This is a genomic window from Streptomyces eurocidicus (assembly GCF_002891295.1).
In the GTDB taxonomy this organism is placed as follows: Bacteria; Actinomycetota; Actinomycetes; order Streptomycetales; family Streptomycetaceae; genus Streptomyces; species Streptomyces eurocidicus.
In genome coordinates this window covers 379,123-401,107 of the sequence record NZ_LGUI01000009.1, presented here as the reverse complement: position 1 = coordinate 401,107, position 21,985 = coordinate 379,123, and the positions used below count along the sequence as shown (strand labels likewise).

Here is a 21,985-nt window from a genome sequence, read left to right as displayed (position 1 = left end):
GCTTCATCTCGGCGACCGCCTCGCGGCCCTGGTCGACGGGGAGTTGGGACACGACTCTCGGGAGCGGGTGCTGGCGCACCTGGCGACCTGTTGTAAGTGCAAAGCGGAAGCCGACGCCCAGCGCCGGCTCAAAAGCGTGTTCGCCGAGGCGGCGCCCCCACCGCTCTCCGAGGGCTTCCTCGCCCGGCTGCAGAACCTGCCCGGCACGGGCCCGGACGGCGATTCCGAAGGCCGTCCCGGCGCGCTGGACCCGGACGGGCGGTGGGACGCCTCAAGGGGTCCCGGAAGGCCGGGAGGAAGCGCCTTCGGCGAGTCCTTCACCTTGACCCCGGCCGCCGTCGCGCCCCACCGTGACCGCTCTCACCGCGACCGCGGCTTCCGTGTCCACGCCGTCCCCGACGCCCCGCGCGGCTTCCGGGGGCGCCGTTTCGCCTTCGCGGCGGCCGGCGCGGTCTCGCTCGCCGCGTTCGCGCTCGGCGGCGCGCAGCCGCTCGCCTCGGTCGCGGAGGCCCGGGCGCGCGCGCCGAGGACCCCCGCGCCACGGCCGGCCCGCTCGCCCGCACCACCGGCGGCGGTGTCCGTGACGACGGCCGCCTCCTCCCGCTGGGCTTCACCGCCGCGACCCGGCCGGCGCCGGCCGCGCCCGGTGTCCCTTCGCCCCCCGGCGTCTCCCTGCTGCGCCCCGCCACCGCCGCACCGCTGCCGCCGGCGGCCCGTGCCGCCCTCCCCGCCCCCGGTGCGCCCACGGCCGGCAGCGCGCGCTGACACCGCCCGCGAGGACCTGGTTGAATTCCAGGTGGGCCGCGGATCCCTCGGGCGATGCCGTGCGCCCTCCGGGCGAACGGTGGGGAGAAGATGGACGAGGGGAAGGCGGGGGCTCCAGGGCCCAGGCCGCACTGGTGGAGCCGGCCTGCCCCCGCACGCGAAGCGGCGGAGGCGGCGGACGCGACGACGGGCGGCCCCGCCCCCGGTGAAGGGGAGCGGTCGCAGGCCACGGCGCCCGCCCCCGAACCCGCCGCGGTGCCGCTGCACGCCCCCGATCCGTACGGCACGCCGCCGTACGGCGGCCCGGGCCCCTGGGCCCCGGCCCCTCCGGTCCAGCGCCCGGTGACCCCGGCCCACGGCACCCACGTCGCCGAGGACGTCCGGTACACCACGCCGGACACGGCCGCGCCGTACAGCGGCGCGCCCCCCGCGTACGGGACACCGCCCGTCCCGGGCGCGACACCGCCGGGCGGTACGGGCGTGCCCGCGCCGGTCTACGGATCTCCGTACCCGGCCGGTGCGACCCCGCCGGGTGGCACGGGCGTGCCTCCGTCGGGGATGACCTCGGCCTACGGGACGCCGCACCCGGCCCCGGACGCCGCTCCCGTTCAAGGGCTGCCGCATCCGACGCCGCCGGGCGGTACGGGCATGCCGGGTACGACGCCTCCGGGCGCGACACCGCCCGCCGGTACGGGCGTGCCCGCGCCGCCCTACGGATCTCCGTACCCGGCCGGTGCGACCCCGCCCGGGGGTACGGCCGCGCCCCCGCCCGGGATGACCCCGCTCTACGGCGCCCGCCCCCGCGTCCGGCCCGACCCCGCCCCACGGCACCGCCATGCCCCCCGCCGGGCCCCCGCAAGGGCCGTGGCAGTACGACCCCTGGGCCGTCGCGGGGCAGCGGCCCCCGGCCCGGACGCCCGCCCCGGGCGGGGCCGGCTCGTCGCCGGGGCCGTGGCCGTCGCGCTGGTCGCCGGTGGCGTCGGCGGGGGCATCGGGATGTACCTGGAGCGTGACGGCGGCCTCACCCGTCACCGCGTGGAGCTGCCGCAGGCGTCGGCGGACCGGACCGCCCGCGCCCCCGGCAGCATCGCCGGGATCGCCGCCCGCGCGCTGCCGGGCGTCGTCACCATCCATGTGCGCGGCGGCTCCGACCAGGGCACCGGCACCGGCTTCGTGCTGGACAAGGAAGGCCGGATCCTCACCAACAACCACGTTGTGGAGCCCGCCGGGTCCGGCGGCGAGATATCGGTGACCTTCAACGGCGGCCAGACCGCCAAGGCCACCGTCGTCGGCCGCGACAGCAGCTACGACCTCGCTGTGATCAAGGTGTCCGGGGTGTCCGGACTGAGCCCGCTGGCCCTCGGCAACTCCGACTCCGTCCGCGTCGGCGACTCCGTGATCGCCATCGGAGCGCCCTTCGACCTCGCGGGCACCGTCACCACCGGCATCATCAGTGCCAAGGAGCGCCCCATCACCGCGGGCGGCCACAAGCAGGACGGCAGCGACGTCAGCTACGTCGACGCCCTCCAGACGGACGCCCCGATAAACCCGGGGAACTCCGGCGGGCCGCTGATGGACTCCGAGGCCCGCGTCATCGGCATCAACAGCGCCATCCGGTCCGCGGGCGACGGCTCCGACCTGGGCGGCGGCCAGGGCGGCAGCATCGGCCTGGGCTTCGCCATACCGATCAACCAGGCCAAGCGCGTCGCCGAGGAGCTGATCAACACCGGCAAGGCCACCCACCCGGTGATCGGTGTGACTCTCGACATGGAGTACACCGGCGACGGCGCCCGGGTGAACACCAAGGGCGCCAAGGGCCCGGCCGTCACGCCCGGCGGCCCCGGCGACGCGGCGGGCATCCGCTCCGGTGATGTGATCAAGAAGGTCGACGGGGTCCCCGTGCGCAGCGGCCAGGAGCTGATCGTCAAGATCCGCAGTCACCGCCCGGGGGACCGGCTCACCCTGACCGTGGAGCGCGACGGCCAGGAGCGGGCCGTGCCGCTGACGCTCGGATCGGCGGGTTCCCCGTGAGCTTTGGCCTGATGTTGGCCGAGGTGTCTCCCTTAGGGCACGTTGGGCCAGGTACCGTGGGGGGTGGCCTCGACCGTCGGCCACTGACGCATCAAGGAGCTGCAACGTGCTCGACATAGGACCCCTCGAGCTGGTCGCGCTCGTGGTGCTCGCTGTGCTCATCTTCGGCCCGGACAAACTGCCGAAGATGATCCAGGACGTGTCGCGGACGCTGCGCAAGATCCGGCAGTTCTCGGAGAGCGCCAAGGAGGACATCCGCTCCGAGCTGGGGCCCGAGTTCAAGGACTTCGAGTTCGAGGACCTCAACCCCAAGACCTTCGTGCGCAAGCACGTGCTGGACAAGGACGAGCTGGGTCTCAAGGAGATCCGCAACGGCTTCGACCTCAAGTCGGAGATGAGCGAGGTGGCCGACGCCGTGCACGGGCGTGGCGCGGACGCGCCCGCCGCGTCCGGATCCACCGCCCCGGCCCCCGGCAGCGGTCCTGACCTGCTCAAGAAGCGTCCGAGCCCGGCCCCCGGCGAGCGCCCGCCGTTTGACTCCGACGCCACCTGAGCCCGCGCGGATCCCGTGCGCTGTTGACGGGGGTGGCTATCCTCCCTTTGTTTGGGGTGAAGTCGTCCGAGGGGGGCGGGCTCGCCCAGGGCATCGGGCAACGAGGAGGCGCCGCGCAGATGGAGACGACGAGTCGGGTTGGGGCGCAAGGGGCCGGTGCGGCCGAGGCGTCCCCGGACACGGCACAGGGCGGGCCCGGTTCCCGGCGGTCGGTCGACGGCTATCTGCTGGCCTCGTTCCCCTGGTACGGCCTGGACGAGGCGTACAGCGGGCCGCGCTGGCTGATGCAGGTCGGCGCCGCCGCCGACGGGACCGTCGAGCACGGTTCCACGGGGCACGGCGAGGAGCCGACGCTGCGCGGTGAGCGGGCCGACCCGGGGGCGGAGAAGCGGCGCTTCGCGGTCGTGGTGACCGTCGCGAGCCGCCCGGTGCGGCGCAGCGCCGACGGCACGGGCGTGCTGGAGGCCACCTCGGTCTCCTCGGCGGCCTGGCTGGCCGGCTCGGGGCTGCTCGCCTGCACCTGGCCCGCCCAGATGGAGCGCGCCCTGCGGCAGGACTGGCTCGACCAGCAGACGGCCCTGGCCTGGGAGCTCGCCGACCATCTGGACGAGCCCGTCTGGTCGACGCTGTCGCTCCCGGTGGACGGCGCGCAGACCGAGTTCCGCTACCGCGAGTCCGAGTACGGCTGGGTCCTCGCGGGCTCCGCCGAGGGCGTCCACCTGGGCGCGTACGGGCGGGGCATGAGCGCGTACGGCATGGGCTTCTCGGTGATCAAGGACCTCGCCGCCTACACGGGCTGACTCACCCCTTCAGTGCCGCCCGAGCTGCGCTCGCCCGGTACCGGGACTTCAATTCCTGGCAGGGGGAGCAGCGGGAGCACTCGACAGAGGTGAGGCGTCATGGCGGGCAAGTTCGAGATCTACGAGGACAGGGCCGGTAAGCACCGCTTCCGGCTGAAGGCCGGGAACGGCGAGATCATCGCCGTCGGCGAGGCGTACAACACCAAGGCGGCCTGCGAGAAGGGCATCCAGTCGGTGAAGGCGAACGCCCCCACCGCACCGGTGAAGGACCTGGAGGACCAGCCCTGACCGAGGTCCGGACGGCACCGCGCCGGACGGGCGACGGGAGCCGGTGGTAAGGGGCGGCCTCCCTGGGGAGCCGCCCCTTACCCGCACCGGTCCGAAGGCTCCGTCCAAAAGCTCCGTCCGAAGACTCCGGGAGCCTCAGAACTTGTTGCGCGGCGTGATGCCCAGCGACATGCCCGACAGACCGCGCTGCCGGCCGCCGAGCTTGCCCGCGATGGCGCGCAGCGCGCTGCCGGCCGGGGAGTCGGGGTCGCTCAGCACGACGGGCCTGCCGTCGTCGCCGCCCTCGCGCAGCCGGACGTCGATCGGGATCGAGCCCAGCACCGGCACCGTGGCGCCCGTGGTCCTGGTGAGGCCGTCGGCGACCTTCTGGCCGCCGCCCGAGCCGAAGACGTCGACCATCTCGTCGCAGTGCGGGCAGGGCAGCCCGGCCATGTTCTCCACGACGCCGACGATCTTCTGGTGGGTCTGCACCGCGATCGAACCGGCGCGCTCGGCGACCTCGGCGGCGGCCTGCTGAGGGGTCGTCACCACCAGGATCTCGGCGTTCGGCACGAGCTGTGCGACGGAGATCGCGATGTCTCCGGTGCCCGGCGGCAGGTCGAGCAGCAGGACGTCCAGGTCGCCCCAGTAGACGTCGGCGAGGAACTGCTGGAGCGCGCGGTGCAGCATCGGGCCGCGCCACACCACCGGGGCGTTGCCCGGCGTGAACATCCCGATCGAGATGACCTTCACGCCGTTCGCCGACGGCGGCATGATCATGTTCTCGACCTGGGTGGGCTTGCCGTCGGCGCCCAGCATGCGGGGCACCGAGTGGCCGTAGATGTCCGCGTCGACGACGCCGACCTTCAGGCCGTCGGCCGCCATCGCCGCCGCGAGGTTGACCGTGACGGAGGACTTGCCGACACCGCCCTTGCCGGAGGCGACCGCGTAGACCCGGGTCAGCGAGCCGGGGCGGGCGAAGGGCACCTCGCGCTCGGCCTGGCCGCCGCGCAGCGCCGCCGCGAGCTCCTTGCGCTGCTCGTCGCTCATCACGTCCAGCTCGACGGTCACGCCCGTGACGCCCTCGACGCCGGCCACGGCGTTCCGCACGTTGGTGGTGATCGTCTCGCGCATCGGGCAGCCCGAGACCGTCAGATAGACGGCCACCGCGACCGCGCCGTCCGCCGCGATCTCCACGGATTTCACCATGCCCAGTTCGGTGATCGGGCGGTGGATCTCGGGGTCGTTCACCGTCGCCAGGGCGGCGCGGATCGCGTCCTCGCCCGGCGCGGATCCTGCGGGAGTGTCGGTAGCCATGACTCGATGTTACGGCGCCCGACCGGGCTGCCGGAAAGGGCTGTCAGCGGTCGCGTTCCTCACTCTCCGCCGGGAATAGACGACGCTGCTCCAGCTCCTTCACCAGGTCCTGGACCTCCGAGCGGATCCAGTCCCGGGTCGCGACCTCGCCCAGCCCCATGCGCAACGCCGCCACCTCCCGCGTCAGGTACTCCGTGTCCGCGATCGACCGCTCGTTCTGCCGCCGGTCCTGCTCCAGGTTGACCCGGTCCCGGTCGTCCTGCCGGTTCTGCGCGAGCAGGATCAACGGGGCCGCGTAGGACGCCTGGAGCGAGAGCATCAGGGTGAGGAAGATGAACGGATAGGTGTCGAACCGCAGGTGCCCGGGGGCCGTGGTGTTCCACACCACCCACAGGATGATGACGACCGTCATCCACACGATGAACCGGCCGGTGCCCAGGAACCGCGCGATCCGCTCCGACGCGTGCCCGAACGCCTCCGGGTCGTACGCCGGCAGCCAGCTGCGCCGCTTCAGCTTCGGCAGGTCCAGCCGCACCCGGGTGTGCGGGGCGGGCCGGTCCCGGTCCTCACGGCGGTCAGCGCCCATCGTCGGCCTCCGGTGGTTCGCTCATCCCCGGCGCACCGTGGTGCAGCTCGGTCTCCCGCCAGTCGTCGGGCAGCAGGTGGTCCAGGACGTCGTCGACGGTGACCGCGCCCAGCAGCGAGCCGCTCTCGTCGACCACGGGCGCGGCCACCATGTTGTACGTGGCCAGGTAGCTGGTGACGGCCGGCAGCGGGGCGTGCGGCGGCAGGGGCCGTAGATCGGTGTCGGTCAGCTGCCCGACCAGCGTGAACGGCGGGTCGCGCAGCAGCCGCTGGAAGTGCACCGTGCCCAGGTACTTGCCCGTCGGCGTCTCGTCCGGCGGCCGGCAGACGTACACCTGCGCGGCGAGCGCGGGGGAGAGGTCGGGGTTACGCACCCGGGCGAGGGCGTCGGCGACCGTGGCGTCCGGCCGCAGCACGATCGGCTCGGTGGTCATCAGACCGCCCGCCGTCCGCTCCTCGTACGCCAGCAGCCGGCGCACGTCGGCCGCGTCGTCCGGCCGCATCAGCGTGAGCAGCCGCTCCTTGTCGTCCTCCGGCAGCTCCGACAGCAGGTCGGCCGCGTCGTCCGGGTCCATCGCCTCCAGGACGTCGGCGGCGCGCTCCTCCTTGAGCTTGCCGAGGATCTCGATCTGGTCGTCCTCCGGCAGCTCCTCCAGGACGTCCGCGAGCCGGTCGTCGTCCAGGGCCGCGGCCACCTCGGCGCGCCGTTTGGGCGAGAGGTGGTGAAGGGCGCTCGCGAGGTCGGCGGGGCGCAGCCGTTCGAAGGTCGCCAGGAGGCTCTCGGCGCCCTGCCCGTGCTCCTCGACCGAGAAGCCGGTGACGGCCGACCACTCGACGGTGAGCGTCTCACCCTTACGGCGGAGCGCCCCGCCCTTGCCCCGGCGCACGAAGACCTTGTCGATCTCCCAGTCGCGGCGGGCCGGCAGCTGCATGATCGATACATCGAGGACGGTGACCTCCTCGCCCCCCTCGACCAGACGTACGCGTCGGTCGAGCAGCTCGCCGAGGACCAGGGTCTCGGTGCCCCGCTGCTCGAAGCGGCGCATGTTGATCACACCGGTGGTGATCACCTGGCCGGACTCCACGCCCGTCACCCGGGTCATGGGCAGGAAGATCCGGCGGCGGCTGACCACCTCCACGACCAGACCGAGGACGCGCGGCGGGCGCCCGCCGACGCGCAGCATCGCGACGAGGTCCTGCACCCGGCCCACCTGGTCGCCGTTGGGGTCGAAGACGGCCACGCCGGAGAGGTGGGAGACGAACACCCGGTGCGCGCCTGCTGCCATGGCCGCGCCTCCTCCGCCGGTGCTCTGTCCGGTTCAGGCTAACGTGACCGGCTTGTGCCCGGCGCGGGAGAGACGCCCGTACGGACTGCTGGCTTCCGCTCCTGGGGCGCACGGGTACGCTGCGGGTCTCCACCCGTGACAGGAGGCAGGAGCACACGTGCGTACCCGGAAGGCGGCCCTCGTGGGGGCGCTGTGCGTCGGCCTGTCCGCGGCGCTCACCGCCTGCGGAGGCGGGGGCGAGGACCCCGACGCGGGCACCAACGGCGTCGGCAAGCTGGAGCCCGCGAAGATCCAGGACAAGGCACAGTCGGCCGCCCGTGGCGCGGGAGCGGTCCACCTCTCCGGCAACGTCGTCAGCCAGGGCCGTACGTACAAGCTGGACGTACGGCTGAAGCGGGACGGGGGCGCGGGGCGGGTCACGTCCGGCGCGGACTCCTTCGAGCTGCTGCGGGTGGGCGACGAGCTCTATCTGAAGGCTCCGGCGGCGTTCTGGTCGCACGGCGACGGCGGGTCGGCGCCGCAGGGCGCGTCGCCGGGCGCGGCCGCGGGCTCGTCGGAGCCGTCGGGCTCCTCGGGCAAGGGCGACAGCGCGGCCGCCTCCCTGAAGCTGGAGAAGAAGTATGTGAAGGTGCCCTCCGGCGACCCCTCGTACCAGAAGCTCAAGGGCTTCACCGACAAGGACGTCCTGCTGGACGGCCTGCTCGGCCTGCACGGCAAGCTCACCCGCGGCGAACACGGCACGGTGGGCGGCACCCGCACCATCCGGGTCACCGGCGCGGGCGGCTCGGGCGGCACCCTGGACGTCTCCCTCATGGGGACGCCGTACCCGCTGCGGGTGCAGCGGGCGGGTGGCGCGGGCCAGTTGGAGCTGGCGGACTGGGGCCAGGACTTCGCCCTGTCCGTACCCGCCAAGGGGGACACGGTGGACTACGGGAAGAGGATCCCGACGGGGGGCTGACGGGGCGGAGCACCTCTCCGCGGCCGCGGTCGCCCTGCGTGGCCGGCGGAACGGCTCGCGGGGAAGGCCCGCCTCAGGGGTTCCGGGGCAGCCGCGTCGGGCCCCGGCCGCCCCCGGGAGCTACGCGCGCTTGCCCCGTCCCCGCCGCCCGCGCAGCAGTCGCGGCAGCGCCGCCGGCATCGGCTCCCGTGTCGTCGCCGGTGAGGCGAGCGGGACCGCCGCCAGGGAACCGGCCGGGAGCTCCGCCGTGGCGCCCGTCGGTGACAGGCGCAGCACCCGGCACTCCCGGGCCCACCGCTCCTCGATCCGCTCCGCGTCCGGCGCGTTCAGCCGCTTGCCCTTCAGCTCCGCGACCGCGGCCCGCCACTCCTCGCCGCCCGCGGCCGGCTCGCCGACCTCCGCGGTCCACGTCACCAGCCGGCCGCCCTTGTCCTTGCTGCGCACGGTCACCGTGGCCCGGCCGCCGGCCAGCAGGCCGAGGCCGTCCAGCGGCTGCTCACCGGGCCCGCCGACGACGTGCGCGGCACCCTCGTGCCAGACGTGCCACAGCGCGCGGCTGGGCCCCGTCGGGCCCTGCACCCAGATCAGGCCGGACTTCTTCGTGGCCTCTTCGATCAGTGCCTGCGTCAGCGTCATGCGGCTTACTTTATGCCGCTGGCTAGGCTGGGTGGGTGACCACCGCCCGTAGCCCACGCGACGCCCGGCCGCAGAGCGCCGCCCCCGTTTCCCCGGCCCCCGCCGCCGAGGGGACCACCGCCCGGCCCGGCGTCCGTACGGACCTCGTGCTGCTCGGGGTGGCGATCGCCGGCGTGTCCCTGTCCGCGCCGCTCATCGCGTCCATCGCCGCCCCCGCCCTCGCCATAGCCTTCTGGCGCAACGCGATGGCGATCGGCGCGCTCACCCCGCTGGTCCTGCTGCGGCACCGCGCCGAGCTGCGCGGCCTCGGCCGCCGGGCCCTGCTGCTGTCCGCCTGCGCGGGCGCGCTGCTCGCCGTGCATTTCGCGCTGTGGCTGCCGAGCCTGCGCATGACGTCGGTCGCCTCCTCCACCGCGCTGGTGACGACCACCCCGATCTGGACGACGCTGCTGCTGCGGCTGCGCGGCCACCGCCCGCCGGCGCTGGTCTGGGCGGGCACCGGGCTCGCCGTCCTCGGCGTCGTGATCCTCACCGGTGTCGACCTCTCGGTGTCACCGCGCGCCCTGGCCGGGGACGGCCTCGCCCTCGCGGCCGGTGTCGCGGCCGCCGGTTACGTCCTGCTGGGCGCGGAGGTGCGCCGGACCGTGGGCACGGTCGTGTACACCTACGTCTGCTACCTCACGACGACCGTCCTGCTCCTCGTCGCGTGCCTGCCGGCAGGCACGCCCCTCGCCGGGTACAGCGACTCCACCTGGTGGAAGCTGGCGGTGCTGACGGTCACGGCGCAGCTGCTCGGCCACGGGCTGTTCAACCGGGTGGTGAAGGGCCTCGGCCCGTCCGTCACCTCGACGGCGATCCTGCTGGAGACGCCCGGCGCCGCGCTGATCGCGGCCCTGTGGCTGGGGCAGATGCCGGCGGCCGCCGCCTATCCGGCGCTCGTGGTCATCCTGGCCGGACTGGCCCTTGTGATCATGGCCGACCGGCCGGGGAAGGCCGACCGGCCGGGGAAGAAGGTCAGAGCCAGCCGTTCCGCTTGAATCCGCGGTGGATCGCCACACAGATCCCGACCGTGACGATCATGACGGTGGGGTAGCCGTACTTCCACTTGAGCTCCGGCATGTGCGTGAAGTTCATGCCGTAGATCCCCGCGATCATCGTCGGTACCGCGAAGATCGCCGCCCATGAGGTGATCTTGCGCATGTCCTCGTTCTGGGCGACCGACGCCTGCGCGAGGTTGGCCTGGAGGATGGAGTTGAGCAGGTCGTCGAAGGAGACCACCTGCTCATGGACGCGCGCGAGGTGGTCGGCGACGTCGCGGAAGTACTTCTGGATGTCCGGGTCCACCAGCCGCATCGGCCGCTCGCTCAGCAGCTGCATCGGCCGGATCAGCGGGGTCACCGCCCGCTTGAACTCCAGCACCTCGCGCTTGAGCTGGTAGATCCGGCCCGCGTCGCCACCGCGCGAGGAGCCCTTGCTGGGTGCCGAGAAGACATCGATCTCGACCTCGTCGATGTCGTCCTGCACGGCGTCGGCGACCGCGATATAGCCGTCGACGACCTGGTCGGCGATGGCGTGCAGCACCGCCGAGGGGCCCTTGGCGAGCAGCTCCGGGTCGTCCTGGAGGCGGTGCCGCAGCGCGCGCAGCGAGCCCTGGCCGCCGTGCCGGACGGTGATGATGAAGTCCGGACCGGTGAAGCACATCACCTCGCCGGTCTCCACCACCTCGCTGGTGGCGGTGAGTTCGGCGTGCTCCACGTAGTGGATGGTCTTGAAGACGGTGAACAGCGTGTCGTCGTAACGCTCCAGCTTGGGCCGCTGGTGGGCGTGGACGGCGTCCTCCACGGCGAGCGGGTGCAGCCCGAACTCCTGGGCGATGCCGGAGAACTCACGCTCCGTCGGCTCGTGCAGCCCGATCCACGCGAAGCCGCCCTCGGCCCGCACCCGCCGCATCGCCTCGGCCGGTCCCACCTGGTCGTTGACCCGCTTCCCGTCGCGGTAGACGGCGCAGTCCACCACCGCGCTGCTGTTCGAACGGTCGCGGGTGGGGTCGTACGGATAAGGGGTGGCGCTCCGCCGCAGGGCGGGGCGGACGGCGGCGCGCAGGTCACGGATCATCGACATGGCTGGCTCCTTCACGGGCCGGCCGTCAGTCACGTGGGGCGAACTCAACGCTGCCCGGAACGTGGACGTGGCGCCTGGCAAGGAGGGACGTCCGCGAATCGGGCGGCGCTTCGCGCGGCGTGCGGGGACTGACGGCGGTTCACGGAGAACGTCGCAGAGAACACGGAACAAAGCGAGAAGAAGGCGCTCTTCCGTCAGGCACTGCGGGCGCGAAAAGGCTTCCGGGGTTCGGCCGATGACATGGCCGCGAACGGAAGGGGTCAGATCACGGAAAACGCGTCCGGAGCGGAGGGACGGGAGAACTGCCGGTACTGCACGGTCGACTAGGATCCACCGACGCCCCACCTCCTCCGGCCGGTCCCCGCTGGGGGACGAACGTAACTCCCTGACCAGAGGTCAAGGCTAGCAGCCACTTGACGCGTCAATACCCTCCTTTGCCCGTTCGATACGCGTTCTATGCTCGCTGCATGTCAGACGTTCTCGCACTTGTCGAGGCCCGGTTGCGGACAGCCCTGGGCGAACCGGACGCGCGCGCCGCGGTGACCTTCCTTGGTACGGACCGCGTCGAGGTGCTCCGCTTCCTCGACGGAGACGTCGTGCGCTACGCCACCCTCGGGATGTCGGCCCAGCCGATGGCCGACCCCACGGCCGTGCTCGCCGACCCCCTCCGCGGCCCCCGCGCCGAACTCGTCCTCACCGTCCGCGCCGGCCGCGCCGACACCGACAAGGTGCTCCGCCCGCTGGCCGTGCTCGCCGCCTCCCCCCAGGTGGAGGGGCTCGTCGTGGCGCCCGGCGCGTCGCTGGACACCGGCGAGCCGCTGTGGCCGGGGGCGCCCTTCACCTCCGTCCTCGTCGCGGAGTCCGGCGGCCTGGTGCCGGACCTCGAACTGGACGAGCCGATGGACCCCGTCCGCTTCCTTCCGCTGCTGCCGATGACGCCGAACGAGGCGGCCTGGAAGCGGGTCCAGGGCGCGGCGGCGCTGGAGGAGCGATGGCTGCGGCACGGCACCGATCTCCGTGATCCGCTGAGGTCAGGGGTGCCGCTGGGATGACGGCCGGCGGTGTCGGCGTCCGGACGGGTGATCGTCCTTGACGCGACGCCGGTCGCGGAGGACCGTTGGGCCTTATGAGGGGCGAACCCAGTTGCCCGAAGTGCGGTGGCCGGGTGCGTGCGCCCGGTCTCTTCGCCGACTCCTGGCAGTGCTCCGTGCACGGCACTGTGCACCCCTTGCAGCCGGTCGTCCCGCCGAGCGTCGAGGCACTGGCCGTGGTGGTGGGCCGCGCCCGGGTCCCGGTGTGGATGCCCTGGCCGCTGCCGGTCGGCTGGCTGTTCACGGGCGTGGTGTGTGCGGGCGACGACCGCAGCGGCGGCCGGGCCACCGCCGTCGCCTGCTCCGGCCCGAGCCCGCTGGGCGGCCCCGGCGAGCTGCTGCTCGTCGCCGAGGAACTGGGCGTCGGCCTCGGCGCCCGCTATGCCGGCGTCGACGGCCCCGACCCCGGCCCCTACATCTCCGCGGAGCGCCCCCCGCACGCCAAGGTGCACGCCGCGGGCCGCCCCACCGCGCTGTGGCACGTCGACGGCGCGCCCGAGGACCGGGCGGTCTTCGCGGGCGAGGCGCGCGGGCTGTGGCTGTGGGCGGTGGTGTGGCCGGAGCGCTCGGGGCTGCTGATGTACGACGAGCTGGTCCTCACGGACCTGAGGGACGCGGGGGCGGAAGTGGACCTGCTGCCCTGCGGGGCGCTGTCACCGCGCTTGCTCTCCCCGGAGGCGGCCTGAGGTTGTTCCGGGGCCGGGCCTCGCCCCCGGACGCCACCTCCGCGCCCCGGCCACCGGGCCCGCCCCCGCCCGTAGGGCCCCGGAGTACGTATCGCCCCGGCCCCCGCCGGAAGGGCTCGACCCGCTCGCCCGGGACCGCGCCGGGTCGGCCCGGCCGTGGTCCGGGGCCGCTGCGGGTGGCGTGCCCGCGCGGCACCCCGTGAGCGGTGGTCCCCGCCGGGTCGGTCCGGTGTCGCCGGGAGGTGTCCGGGCCCCGGTGCGGCTTGCGTGTCCGAGGGCCGGGGGTGCTGCGGCGGCGTGCCCGCGCGGCGCCGTGAGCGGTGGTTCTCGCCGGGGCGGGGCGGCCGTGGTCCGGTGTCGCCGGGAGGTGTCCGGGCCCTGGCGGAGCTTGTGTGTCCGGGGGGTCGGGGGCCGCTGCGGGCGGCGTGCCCGCGCGGCACCGTGAGCGGTGGTCCCCGCCGGGTCGGCCCGGTCGTGGTCCGGCGTCGCCGGGAGGCGTCCCGGCCCGGTGCGGCTTGCGCGTCCGGGAGTCAGGGATGCTGCGGGCGGCGCGTCCGCGCGGCGCGCGTCCCGCCCCGGTGCGGCCTGCCCGTCCGGCATCGAGGACCCCGCGGCGGCGCGCCCGTGCGGTGCCCCGAGTCGTAGCCCCCGCCTGAGGGATCCGCGCGCCGGTTATCCTGATCCGGTCCCACCCGTTCCGACCACACCCTGGAGGCCGTTGTGCGCATCGATCTGCACACCCACTCCACGGCGTCGGACGGCACGGACACCCCCGCCGAGCTGGTGCGCAACGCCGCCGCGGCAGGTCTGGACGTCGTGGCGCTCACCGATCACGACGGCGTCGGCGGCCACGCCGAGGCCATCGCGGCGCTCCCCGCCGGGCTCACCCTCGTCACGGGCGCCGAGCTCTCCTGCCGTCTGGGCGGACCCGACGGTTTCAGCGTGCACATGCTGGCCTACCTCTTCGACCCGCTGGAGCCGGAGCTGGCGCGCGAGCGCGAGCTCGTCCGCGACGACCGCGTCCCGCGCGCCCAGGGCATGGTCGCCAAGCTCAACGAGCTCGGCGTGCCCGTCACCTGGCGGCGCGTGGCGGAGATCGCCGGCGACGGCGCCGTGGGCCGCCCGCACGTGGCCAGCGCCATGGTCGAGCTGGGCGTGATCGAGACGGTCTCCGACGCCTTCACGCCCGACTGGCTCGCCGGTGACGGCCGGGCCTACGTCGAGAAGCACGAGCTCGACCCCTTCGACGCGATCCGCCTGGTCAAGGCGGCGGGCGGGGTCACCGTCCTCGCGCACCCGCTCGCGCTCAAGCGCGGCAACTGCGTCTCGGAGAGCGCGATAGCCGAGCTGGCCTCGGCCGGTCTGGACGGCGTCGAGGTGGACCACATGGACCACGACGACGCCACCCGCGCCCGGCTCCGCGGCCTCGCCGCCGACCTCTCCCTGCTGACCACCGGCTCCAGCGACTACCACGGCAGCCGCAAGACCTGCCGGCTCGGCGAGTACACCACCGATCCGGAGATCTACGGCGAGATCACCCGCCGGGCCACGGGCGCGTTCCCCGTCCCCGGCGCCGGCGGCTGACCCACCCCTTCCCCTCGGGCTCCCGTCCCCGCCCGTACGCGTGCCGTCCCACTGACCGCCGGGTACGCGCACCCCGGCGCCCGACCGCGCCTCCGCACGCCCCGCCCCTCGCCGCCCGTACGCCCGTACGCGCCCGACGGGCGTTCCGCTCCTGCTCGCACCACTCCCGCTAGGCCCTCACTGTGTTCGACATCGCTGTCTTCGGCTCCCTCTTCCTCACCCTTTTCGTGATCATGGACCCGCCCGGGATCACCCCGATCTTCCTGGCGCTCACCTCCGGCCGCCCGGCCAAGGTCCAGCGGCGCATGGCCTGGCAGGCCGCCGCGGTGGCGTTCGGCGTCATCACCGTCTTCGGCATCTGCGGCCAGCAGATCCTCGACTATCTGCACATCACCACCCCCGCGCTGATGATCGCGGGCGGTCTCCTGCTGCTGCTGATCGCGCTGGACCTGCTGACGGGCAAGTCGGAGGAGCCGACCCAGACCAAGGACGTCAACGTCGCGCTCGTACCGCTGGGCATGCCGCTGCTCGCCGGCCCCGGTGCCATCGTCTCGGTGATCCTCGCCGTGCAGCACGCGGACGGCGTCGCCGCGCAGGTGTCGGTGTGGGTGGCCATCGCCGCGATGCACGTGGTGCTGTGGCTGGTGATGCGCTACTCGCTGCTGATCATCCGGGTGATCAAGGACGGCGGTGTGGTGCTGGTGACCCGGCTCGCGGGCATGATGCTCTCGGCGCTGGCCGTCCAGCAGATCATCAACGGCATCACGCAGGTCATCGACAGCCACTGACACCATGGGACGCGCCGCCGGTCACGGCCGTGACCGGCGCGGCGCCGTCCCGAACGCACGACACCCCCGTACGGTCCGTACGGGGGTGTCGTGCACGTGGAACCGCGTGAGCACTACCGGGCCGCGGTGGTGGCCGGGCGGATATAGATGCGCTGGCCGATCGAAGCGGCCTGCTGCACGATCCGGTTGACGGAGGCGGCGTCCACGACGGTGCTGTCGAGGGCGGTGCCGTCGACGTCGTCCAGACGCATGATTTCGAAGCGCAAGGCTTCTCCCTTCGTCGTGATCCTCCTGAGGAGAACTCAATGAAAAGTGGCGCGCGTCGCGCCTGTGCGACGCGCTTCCATATGTGTCCAACGAGGTGACCCCTGCAAACATTCCCTACGCTAAGGAAATTTTTAACATGACTAATTACTGACGAGTAGCGCACCGGAACATGTCCTCTGCGTGACGAACCCCTGACAATGAGACCCCCACATGACTGACTCATCGCCCGGCCCCTCGCCTCACGACGCCCCGGACCTCACGGCGATCGCCGCGGGCATCGAGCGCACCAACGAGCTGCTCACCCGCGTCCTCGCCGAGGTCGCCACCACCCCGTCGACCCACGCGATCTTCGTGGACGCCGGCTATGTCTACGCCGCCGCCGGACGCCTCGTCGCGGGCACCGAGGACCGGCGGGCCTTCGACCTCGACGCCGAGGGACTGATCGACGCCTTCATCGACAAGGCCCGCATGATCTTCCCGGACAGCCGGCTGCTGCGCGTCTACTGGTACGACGGCGCCCGCCGCCGCATCCACACCGCCGAACAGCAGACCATCGCCGAGCTCCCCGACGTCAAGGTCCGCCTCGGCAACCTCAACGCCAACAACCAGCAGAAGGGCGTCGACTCCCTCATCCGCACCGACCTGGAGTCCCTCGCCCGGCACCGCGCCATCAGCGACGCGGCCCTCATCGGCGGCGACGAGGACCTCGTCTCGGCCGTCGAGGCCGCCCAGGGCTACGGCGCCCGCGTCCACCTCTGGGGCATCGAGGCGGGCGGCGGCCGCAACCAGGCCGAACCGCTGCTCTGGGAGGTCGACAGCCAGCGCACCTTCGACCTGGAATTCTGCAAACCCTATGTGACCCGCCGGACCGGCGCCCACGAGCCGTACGGCCTCTCCGGCGACAGCGCCGCACACCAGGTCGCGCCCCCCGGCCGGGACGACGTCCGCTTCGTCGGCGCCCAGGTCGCCGCCCAGTGGCTCGGCGCGCGCGGCCGGGACTCCCTCGCCGAACTGCTCCCCGGCCACCCCTATCTGCCCGGCTCCGTCGACCAGGAACTGCTGGTCGAGGCCGAGGCGCTGCTCGGCCTGTCGCTGCGCGGCCACGCCGATCTGCGCCGGGCGCTGCGGGACGGCTTCTGGGACCACCTGCGGACCCAGTACTGAACCAGCCGGACGTGTGCGCGCGCCGGAATGCGCGCCGGGGTGCTGAGTGGAACCCTGGCAGCGGGTGGCCGTGGCCCCGAGAGCGCGGCCACCCGCCAAGCGCGGGAACAGCCCTTTCGCACGTCCGCCGTCCGGAACAGAAATCGAGGCGATCGCCCATGGCCGCCCCCTCCCCTCACCGCGCCGTGCCGGGCGCGCCGTGCTGGGTGACCCTGCTGACCTCCGACCTCACGGCGGCGCAGGACTTCTACGGCGCGGTGATGGGCTGGACCTTCCGGCCCGGCTCGCTGGGCGAGGACTTCTCCGTCGCCCTGGACGACGGCAGGCCGGTGGCGGGCATCGGCAACGTCGCCCGGGCCATGGGCGTCGCCGTCTCCTGGACCTCCTACTTCGCCGTCGAGGACGCCGACACGGTGGCCTCCCGCATCCGCGAGCGCGGGGCGACGGTCGCCGTCGGCCCGCTGTCCGTGGGCCACGGCCGGGCCGCCCTGGCCGCCGACCCGGCCGGGGCCGTCTTCGGCTTCTGGGAGGGCGAGACCCTGCGCGAGTGGAACATCGGCCACGCCGGCGCGCCCGCCTGGCTGGAGCTGCGCACCCGGGACGCCTTCGCCGCCGCCATCTTCTACGGCGAGGTCTTCGAGTGGGCCACCGGCCGCCCGGACCGCTGCGAGGTCCGCTACGAGGACGAGGCGGTGATGGTCCGCTCGGCCGGGCACACGGTCGCCTGTCTGCGCGGCGGAGCGGTCGAGGCCGCGCCCGACCCGCGGATCCGGCCGCGCTGGCACGTCTACTTCTGCGTCGACGACGTCGAGAAGGCCGTCGAGACGGCCCTCGCGGCGGGCGGCACGGTCGCCGCGGAGCCGGACGACACCCGGGTGGGGGACTACCGCCAGGGCCGCGAGGCGACGCTCCGCGACCCCGAGGGCGGGCTCTTCACCGTGACCGCGAACACCGGCTGAGCCGGCCCGCGGTCCCGGCGCCGGCTCAGCTCAGGTCCCAGAAACGGGCGAGCGCCTCGGCGGTGGCGGCCGGCCGCTCCGCGTTGGGGGAGTGCTCGGCACCGTCGATCACCGTCCGCGCGGCGGACAGCTCCTCGGCCATCGCGTCGATCCACGGCACCGGCCAGGCGTAGTCCCGGACGCCCGAGACGACGTGCTTGGGCAGCGGCACCGCCGCCAGCTCCGCCGTACGGTCGGGCTCGGTGGTCAACAGCGTGCCGGTGGACATGAGTTGCCCGGGGGCGGTGGCCATCCACCGGCGATACAGGAACGCGCCCAGCTCGGGGTCCACGGGCCCGGCGGGCGCGCTCTCCGCGGTCTTTCCGTCCAGCCGGCGCATCTCCTGCCACACGGCGTCCATGTCCAGCGTGCCGAGCGCGTCGACGAGCATCCGCGTACGGGCCTGCTGCGGCGCGGAGATCGCGGCGGGACCGCAGCTCATCAGGGTGAGCGAACGGTACGCCGACGCGTCGTCCAGCACCGCCGCGCGGCTGATCAGACCGCCGAGCGAGTGCCCGAGCAGATGCACGTCGCCGCCGAGCGCCCGCGCCTGCGCACGGACGTCCCGGGCCAGCTCGGCCCGCTCGTACGCCCCCGCCGCCGCGTGCGGCCCCTCGGTCTCGTGCTGGCCACGGCCGTCGACGGCCACGGTGCGGTAACCGGCGGCCGCCAAAGGCTCCAGAAGGGCGACGAAGTCCTCCTTGCTGCCGGTGAACCCCGGGACGAGCAGCGCGGTGCCGCGCGGCGCCCCGGACGGGAGCGCCTCGTGCACGGCGAACTCGCCGCGGGAGGTCGCGAGGCGGTACGCGCGGGCGCACGCGGGCAAGGTGAGGAACGGCGGCCTGCTCATCCCACGAGGCTAGCGCCCCCGGACACGCCGACGGCCGGCCACCCCTCGCGGGGCGACCGGCCGTGGGACGGTGACGCGGCGGCCTAGACCTCGGCGGTGGTCTCGGCGGCCACGGCCTTCTTGGCCGTACGGGTGCGCTTCGGCTTCACCTCGGCGACCTCCGTGCCGTCGACGGCCGCGACGGCCTTCTTGGCGCGGGTGGCGCGCTTGGGCTTGGCCTCGGCGGCTTCCGTGACCTCGGTGGTCTCGGCCGGGGCGGCGGCCTTCTTGGTGGTGCGCGTCCGCTTGGGCTTGACCTCGGCGGTCTCGGCGGTGGCCTCGGCGGCGACGGCCTTCTTCGCCGTACGCGTGCGCTTCGGCTTGGCCTCGGCCTCCGCTACCTCGGCGGTCTCGACGGCCGGGGCGGCCTTCTTGACCGTACGGGTCCGCTTCGGCTTCACGGCCTCGGCACCCTCGGCCACGACGGTCTCCGCCTCGGTGGCGACGGCCTTCTTGGCACGGGTGGCGCGCTTGGGCTTCTCGGCCTCGGCGGTCTCCGTGACCTCGGTGGTCTCGGCCGGGGCGGCGGCCTTCTTGGTGGTGCGCGTCCGCTTGGGCTTGACCTCGGCGGTCTCGGTGACCTCGGCGGTGGCGACGGCCTTCTTGGTCGTGCGGGTGCGCTTCGGCTTGGCCTCGGCCTCCGTGACCTCGGCGGTCTCGACGGCCGCGGCGGCCTTCTTGACCGTACGGGTCCGCTTCGGCTTCACGGCCTCGGCGGTCTCCACCACGGCGGCCTCGGCCACGACGGTCTCCGCCTCGGCGGCGACGGCCTTCTTGGCACGGGTGGCGCGCTTGGGCTTCACGACCTCGGCCGGAGCGACCTCGGCGACCTGGACGGTCTCGGCGACCTGGACGGTCTCAGGCGCCACGACGGTCTCGACGGCGGCGACGGCCTTCTTCGCCGTACGCGTGCGCTTCGGCCGGGCCGGGGTCTCGGCGACGGCCTCGGCCGGCTCCACGACCGCCGGGGCGGCCGCGACGGGCTTCCGGGTGCGGTTCCGCTTCGGCTGGGCCGGCGCGGTCTCCGTGGCCTGGGCCGGGATGGTGGCCGCGGTGGCCGCCGCGAGCGCCGCGGCGGCGGTCTCGACGGTCTGGAAGCCGAAACCGGCCTCGGCCGAGGCGTCCGGGCGGACCCGGGGGCGACGACGGCGCGGCTGACGCGGCGCGGCCGGCTCCGCCGCCGGAGCGGCGGCGACCGGGGCCTTCTCGGCCCGCGCCGGGGCGACGGCCTTCGCGGGCGCCGGGGCGGCCGGGGCCGACACGGCGGTGGACTGCGCGGCACCGGAACGGGCCGCGGCACCGCCACCGGAACCGCCACCCGTACGGGTACGGCGGCGACGGCGCGGCTTCGACGGGGTCTCCGGCGCGGCGGACTGCTCCGGCGCGGCCGACGGCTGCGGTGCGACGGCCGGGGCCTGCGTCACCGCGAGGGCCTCGGCGCCCTCGGCGGAACCGCCACGGGTCCGGCGGCGCTGACGCGGGGTGCGGGTGCGCGCGGGGCGCTCCTCCGCCACCGGCGCGGACTTCGGGCCGCGGCCGCCGCGGCCACCACGGCCGCCGGTCTCGCCCAGGTCCTCGATCTCCTCCGCCGCGAGCCCCGCGAGGGTCCGCTCGGAGCGCGGCAGTATGCCCTTCGTACCGGCGGGGATGCCCAGCGCCTCGTAGAGGTGCGGGGAGGTGGAGTACGTCTCCTCCGGCTCGTCGAACGAGAGCTCCAGCGCCTTGTTGATCAGCTTCCAGCGCGGGATGTCGTCCCAGTCGACCAGGGTGACGGCCGTGCCCGACTTGCCCGCGCGGCCGGTGCGGCCGATGCGGTGCAGGTAGGTCTTCTCGTCCTCGGGGGACTGGTAATTGATGACGTGGGTGACGTCGTCCACGTCGATGCCGCGGGCGGCGACGTCGGTGCAGACCAGGACGTCGACCTTGCCGTTGCGGAAGGCGCGCAGCGCCTGCTCGCGGGCGCCCTGGCCCAGGTCACCGTGGACCGCGCCGGAGGCGAAGCCGCGGCGGGCCAGCTGGTCGGCGATGTCGGCGGCCGTCCGCTTGGTGCGGCAGAAGATCATCGCGCGGTTGCGGCCCTCGGCCTGGAGGATCCGGGCCACCATCTCCGGCTTGTCCATGTTGTGGGCGCGGAAGATGTGCTGCTTGATGTTGGCGTGGGTCTGGCCCTCGTCGTCCGGCGCGGTGGCGCGGATGTGCGTGGGCTGCGACATGTACCGCCGCGCGAGGTTGATGACGGCGCCCGGCATGGTGGCCGAGAAGAGCATCGTCTGGCGCTTGGCCGGCAGCATCGTGATGATGCGCTCGACGTCGGGGAGGAAGCCCAGGTCCAGCATCTCGTCGGCCTCGTCCAGGACGAGGGCCTTGACGTGCGCGAGGCTGAGCTTCTTCTGGCCGGCGAGGTCGAGCAGGCGGCCGGGGGTGCCGACGATCACGTCGACGCCCTGCTTGAGCGCCTCGACCTGCGGCTCGTAGGCCCGGCCGCCGTAGATGGCCTGGACGCGGACGTTACGGACCTTGCCGGCGGTGAGGAGGTCGTTGGTGACCTGCTGGCAGAGCTCACGGGTGGGGACCACGATGAGCGCCTGGGCGGCGTCGGTCAGCTGCTCGGGCTTGGCCCGGCCCGCCTCGACGTCCGCGGGGACGACGACGCGCTCCAGCAGGGGGAGGCCGAAGCCCAGCGTCTTGCCGGTGCCGGTCTTGGCCTGGCCGATGACGTCGGAGCCGGAGAGGGCTACCGGAAGCGTCATCTCCTGGATGGGGAAGGGGTGGACGATGCCGACGGCCTCAAGGGCTTCGGCGATCTCGGGAAGGATGCCCAGATCTCGGAAAGTGATGGAAGTGGACAGGATCTTGCCTCTTCTGTGAGACGCGGCGCGAGGCGGCGAAGGGGGTCGTACGTACCGCGCCGGGTACTGGTCCGGCCTGGGGAAGCCGGATGACGCGGGACCACTGCCTTCGCTCTCGCACACGTGCCGCGAGCGGATCCCTCCAGGTGCGTACGCCTCGTACGCGCCACACGGAGGGCGGTCGGTTTTGGAAGCCGATCGGGCCACCGACCGGGCATCCGCTGAAGTTCCGAGGGCCGGGTGAGTGACGCTCTCGAAAGGCACAGCATGGGACAGCCCGCCGAATACTCGACAGGCGCATTACCACTGTACCCCGGAAAGGCGCATGCGTGTCCGGACAATCCTTCGGA

General features: G+C 73.7%; 21 protein-coding genes. 13 read left to right on the top strand and 8 right to left on the bottom strand.

Annotated elements, in window-relative coordinates; genetic code table 11:
* Nucleotides 1-43: 43 nt before the first annotated feature.
* From AF335_RS36720 to AF335_RS25765, 5 genes are all read left to right on the top strand, one after another.
* The gene (locus tag AF335_RS36720) at nucleotides 44-1,111 is read left to right on the top strand and encodes a hypothetical protein (protein WP_425329129.1); all 1,068 of its coding nucleotides are present in this window, start codon (nucleotides 44-46) and stop codon (nucleotides 1,109-1,111) included.
* Nucleotides 1,112-1,629: 518 nt separating this feature from the next.
* Nucleotides 1,630-2,796, top strand: coding sequence for a S1C family serine protease (locus AF335_RS36715; protein ID WP_425329128.1), 1,167 nt, complete (start codon nucleotides 1,630-1,632; stop codon nucleotides 2,794-2,796).
* A gap of 106 nt (nucleotides 2,797-2,902) precedes the next feature.
* Nucleotides 2,903-3,349, top strand: coding sequence for a sec-independent translocase (locus tag AF335_RS25775; protein WP_102920787.1), 447 nt, complete (start codon nucleotides 2,903-2,905; stop codon nucleotides 3,347-3,349).
* Nucleotides 3,350-3,468: 119 nt separating this feature from the next.
* Nucleotides 3,469-4,149: a hypothetical protein gene (locus AF335_RS25770; RefSeq protein ID WP_102920786.1), complete on the top strand. Its 681-nt coding sequence runs from the start codon at nucleotides 3,469-3,471 to the stop codon at nucleotides 4,147-4,149.
* A 99-nt stretch (nucleotides 4,150-4,248) separates the two neighbouring features.
* Nucleotides 4,249-4,437 (top strand): YegP family protein, encoded by a 189-nt coding sequence (locus AF335_RS25765; protein WP_102920785.1) that lies wholly within the window; start codon nucleotides 4,249-4,251, stop codon nucleotides 4,435-4,437.
* A gap of 135 nt (nucleotides 4,438-4,572) precedes the next feature.
* Here the strand turns inward: AF335_RS25765 and AF335_RS25760 are convergent, their stop codons facing one another.
* The 3 genes from AF335_RS25760 to AF335_RS25750 are packed head-to-tail and all read right to left on the bottom strand — an operon-like array spanning nucleotide 4,573 to nucleotide 7,604.
* Nucleotides 4,573-5,733 (bottom strand): Mrp/NBP35 family ATP-binding protein, encoded by a 1,161-nt coding sequence (locus AF335_RS25760; RefSeq protein WP_102920784.1) that lies wholly within the window; start codon nucleotides 5,731-5,733, stop codon nucleotides 4,573-4,575.
* Between the two features lie 43 nt (nucleotides 5,734-5,776).
* Entirely contained in the window at nucleotides 5,777-6,319 is a 543-nt protein-coding gene (locus AF335_RS25755) for a DUF1003 domain-containing protein (protein WP_102920783.1), read from the bottom strand.
* The gene (locus AF335_RS25750; protein WP_102920782.1) at nucleotides 6,309-7,604 is read right to left on the bottom strand and encodes a magnesium transporter MgtE N-terminal domain-containing protein; all 1,296 of its coding nucleotides are present in this window, start codon (nucleotides 7,602-7,604) and stop codon (nucleotides 6,309-6,311) included. The genes AF335_RS25755 and AF335_RS25750 overlap by 11 nt, the downstream gene beginning before the upstream one ends.
* Nucleotides 7,605-7,761: 157 nt before the next feature.
* On the opposite strand from AF335_RS25750, the gene AF335_RS25745 reads away from it, so the two are divergent.
* Complete coding sequence (locus tag AF335_RS25745) at nucleotides 7,762-8,562, top strand: hypothetical protein (protein ID WP_102920781.1); 801 nt, start codon at nucleotides 7,762-7,764, stop codon at nucleotides 8,560-8,562.
* Nucleotides 8,563-8,682: 120 nt separating this feature from the next.
* Here AF335_RS25745 and AF335_RS25740 read toward each other — a convergent pair whose 3' ends face one another.
* Nucleotides 8,683-9,198 (bottom strand): hypothetical protein, encoded by a 516-nt coding sequence (locus AF335_RS25740; protein WP_102920780.1) that lies wholly within the window; start codon nucleotides 9,196-9,198, stop codon nucleotides 8,683-8,685.
* A 35-nt stretch (nucleotides 9,199-9,233) separates the two neighbouring features.
* On the opposite strand from AF335_RS25740, the gene AF335_RS25735 reads away from it, so the two are divergent.
* Nucleotides 9,234-10,235, top strand: coding sequence for a DMT family transporter (locus tag AF335_RS25735; protein WP_102920779.1), 1,002 nt, complete (start codon nucleotides 9,234-9,236; stop codon nucleotides 10,233-10,235).
* On the opposite strand, the gene AF335_RS25730 is transcribed toward AF335_RS25735, so the two are convergent.
* Nucleotides 10,213-11,319 carry a magnesium and cobalt transport protein CorA gene (locus AF335_RS25730; RefSeq protein ID WP_102920778.1) on the bottom strand — a complete coding sequence of 369 codons (1,107 nt, stop codon included), beginning with the start codon at nucleotides 11,317-11,319 and terminating at the stop codon, nucleotides 10,213-10,215. The genes AF335_RS25735 and AF335_RS25730 overlap by 23 nt on opposite strands.
* Nucleotides 11,320-11,786: 467 nt before the next feature.
* Between AF335_RS25730 and AF335_RS25725 the strand changes: the two genes are divergently transcribed.
* The 4 genes from AF335_RS25725 (at nucleotide 11,787) to AF335_RS25710 (ending at nucleotide 15,468) form a co-directional block, all read left to right on the top strand.
* Entirely contained in the window at nucleotides 11,787-12,371 is a 585-nt protein-coding gene (locus tag AF335_RS25725; protein ID WP_102920777.1) for a suppressor of fused domain protein, read from the top strand.
* Between the two features lie 74 nt (nucleotides 12,372-12,445).
* Nucleotides 12,446-13,096 (top strand): DUF6758 family protein, encoded by a 651-nt coding sequence (locus AF335_RS25720; RefSeq protein WP_102920776.1) that lies wholly within the window; start codon nucleotides 12,446-12,448, stop codon nucleotides 13,094-13,096.
* A 720-nt stretch (nucleotides 13,097-13,816) separates the two neighbouring features.
* Nucleotides 13,817-14,680: a PHP domain-containing protein gene (locus AF335_RS25715; protein WP_102920775.1), complete on the top strand. Its 864-nt coding sequence runs from the start codon at nucleotides 13,817-13,819 to the stop codon at nucleotides 14,678-14,680.
* A 182-nt stretch (nucleotides 14,681-14,862) separates the two neighbouring features.
* Nucleotides 14,863-15,468, top strand: coding sequence for a MarC family protein (locus AF335_RS25710; RefSeq protein ID WP_102920774.1), 606 nt, complete (start codon nucleotides 14,863-14,865; stop codon nucleotides 15,466-15,468).
* A 113-nt stretch (nucleotides 15,469-15,581) separates the two neighbouring features.
* On the opposite strand, the gene AF335_RS34845 is transcribed toward AF335_RS25710, so the two are convergent.
* Complete coding sequence (locus tag AF335_RS34845; RefSeq protein ID WP_087926408.1) at nucleotides 15,582-15,734, bottom strand: hypothetical protein; 153 nt, start codon at nucleotides 15,732-15,734, stop codon at nucleotides 15,582-15,584.
* A gap of 211 nt (nucleotides 15,735-15,945) precedes the next feature.
* On the opposite strand from AF335_RS34845, the gene AF335_RS25705 reads away from it, so the two are divergent.
* The gene (locus AF335_RS25705) at nucleotides 15,946-16,899 is read left to right on the top strand and encodes an NYN domain-containing protein (protein ID WP_102920773.1); all 954 of its coding nucleotides are present in this window, start codon (nucleotides 15,946-15,948) and stop codon (nucleotides 16,897-16,899) included.
* 158 nt (nucleotides 16,900-17,057) lie between these two features.
* Nucleotides 17,058-17,858 carry a VOC family protein gene (locus tag AF335_RS25700; RefSeq protein ID WP_102920772.1) on the top strand — a complete coding sequence of 267 codons (801 nt, stop codon included), beginning with the start codon at nucleotides 17,058-17,060 and terminating at the stop codon, nucleotides 17,856-17,858.
* A 25-nt stretch (nucleotides 17,859-17,883) separates the two neighbouring features.
* On the opposite strand, the gene AF335_RS25695 is transcribed toward AF335_RS25700, so the two are convergent.
* Together AF335_RS25695 and AF335_RS25690 are read right to left on the bottom strand one after the other, a co-directional pair.
* Nucleotides 17,884-18,747 (bottom strand): alpha/beta fold hydrolase, encoded by an 864-nt coding sequence (locus tag AF335_RS25695; protein ID WP_102920771.1) that lies wholly within the window; start codon nucleotides 18,745-18,747, stop codon nucleotides 17,884-17,886.
* Between the two features lie 83 nt (nucleotides 18,748-18,830).
* A complete protein-coding gene (locus AF335_RS25690) occupies nucleotides 18,831-21,536 on the bottom strand; it encodes a DEAD/DEAH box helicase (RefSeq protein WP_102920770.1) in 2,706 nt (901 codons plus the stop codon).
* Nucleotides 21,537-21,985 lie beyond the last annotated feature (449 nt).

Bases quoted from the DNA above. Each gene is read 5' to 3' on its own strand.
- AF335_RS25755 (WP_102920783.1), bottom strand. From the start codon at position 6,319: ATGGGCGCTGACCGCCGTGAGGACCGGGACCGGCCCGCCCCGCACACC.
- AF335_RS25695 (WP_102920771.1), bottom strand. From the start codon at position 18,747: ATGAGCAGGCCGCCGTTCCTCACCTTGCCCGCGTGCGCCCGCGCGTAC.
- AF335_RS25750 (WP_102920782.1), bottom strand. From the start codon at position 7,604: ATGGCAGCAGGCGCGCACCGGGTGTTCGTCTCCCACCTCTCCGGCGTG.
- AF335_RS25770 (WP_102920786.1), top strand. From the start codon at position 3,469: ATGGAGACGACGAGTCGGGTTGGGGCGCAAGGGGCCGGTGCGGCCGAG.
- AF335_RS25765 (WP_102920785.1), top strand. From the start codon at position 4,249: ATGGCGGGCAAGTTCGAGATCTACGAGGACAGGGCCGGTAAGCACCGC.
- AF335_RS25700 (WP_102920772.1), top strand. From the start codon at position 17,058: ATGGCCGCCCCCTCCCCTCACCGCGCCGTGCCGGGCGCGCCGTGCTGG.
- AF335_RS25730 (WP_102920778.1), bottom strand. From the start codon at position 11,319: ATGTCGATGATCCGTGACCTGCGCGCCGCCGTCCGCCCCGCCCTGCGG.
- AF335_RS25705 (WP_102920773.1), top strand. From the start codon at position 15,946: ATGACTGACTCATCGCCCGGCCCCTCGCCTCACGACGCCCCGGACCTC.
- AF335_RS25740 (WP_102920780.1), bottom strand. From the start codon at position 9,198: ATGACGCTGACGCAGGCACTGATCGAAGAGGCCACGAAGAAGTCCGGC.
- AF335_RS25725 (WP_102920777.1), top strand. From the start codon at position 11,787: ATGTCAGACGTTCTCGCACTTGTCGAGGCCCGGTTGCGGACAGCCCTG.
- AF335_RS25690 (WP_102920770.1), bottom strand. From the start codon at position 21,536: ATGACGCTTCCGGTAGCCCTCTCCGGCTCCGACGTCATCGGCCAGGCC.
- AF335_RS25720 (WP_102920776.1), top strand. From the start codon at position 12,446: ATGAGGGGCGAACCCAGTTGCCCGAAGTGCGGTGGCCGGGTGCGTGCG.
- AF335_RS25760 (WP_102920784.1), bottom strand. From the start codon at position 5,733: ATGGCTACCGACACTCCCGCAGGATCCGCGCCGGGCGAGGACGCGATC.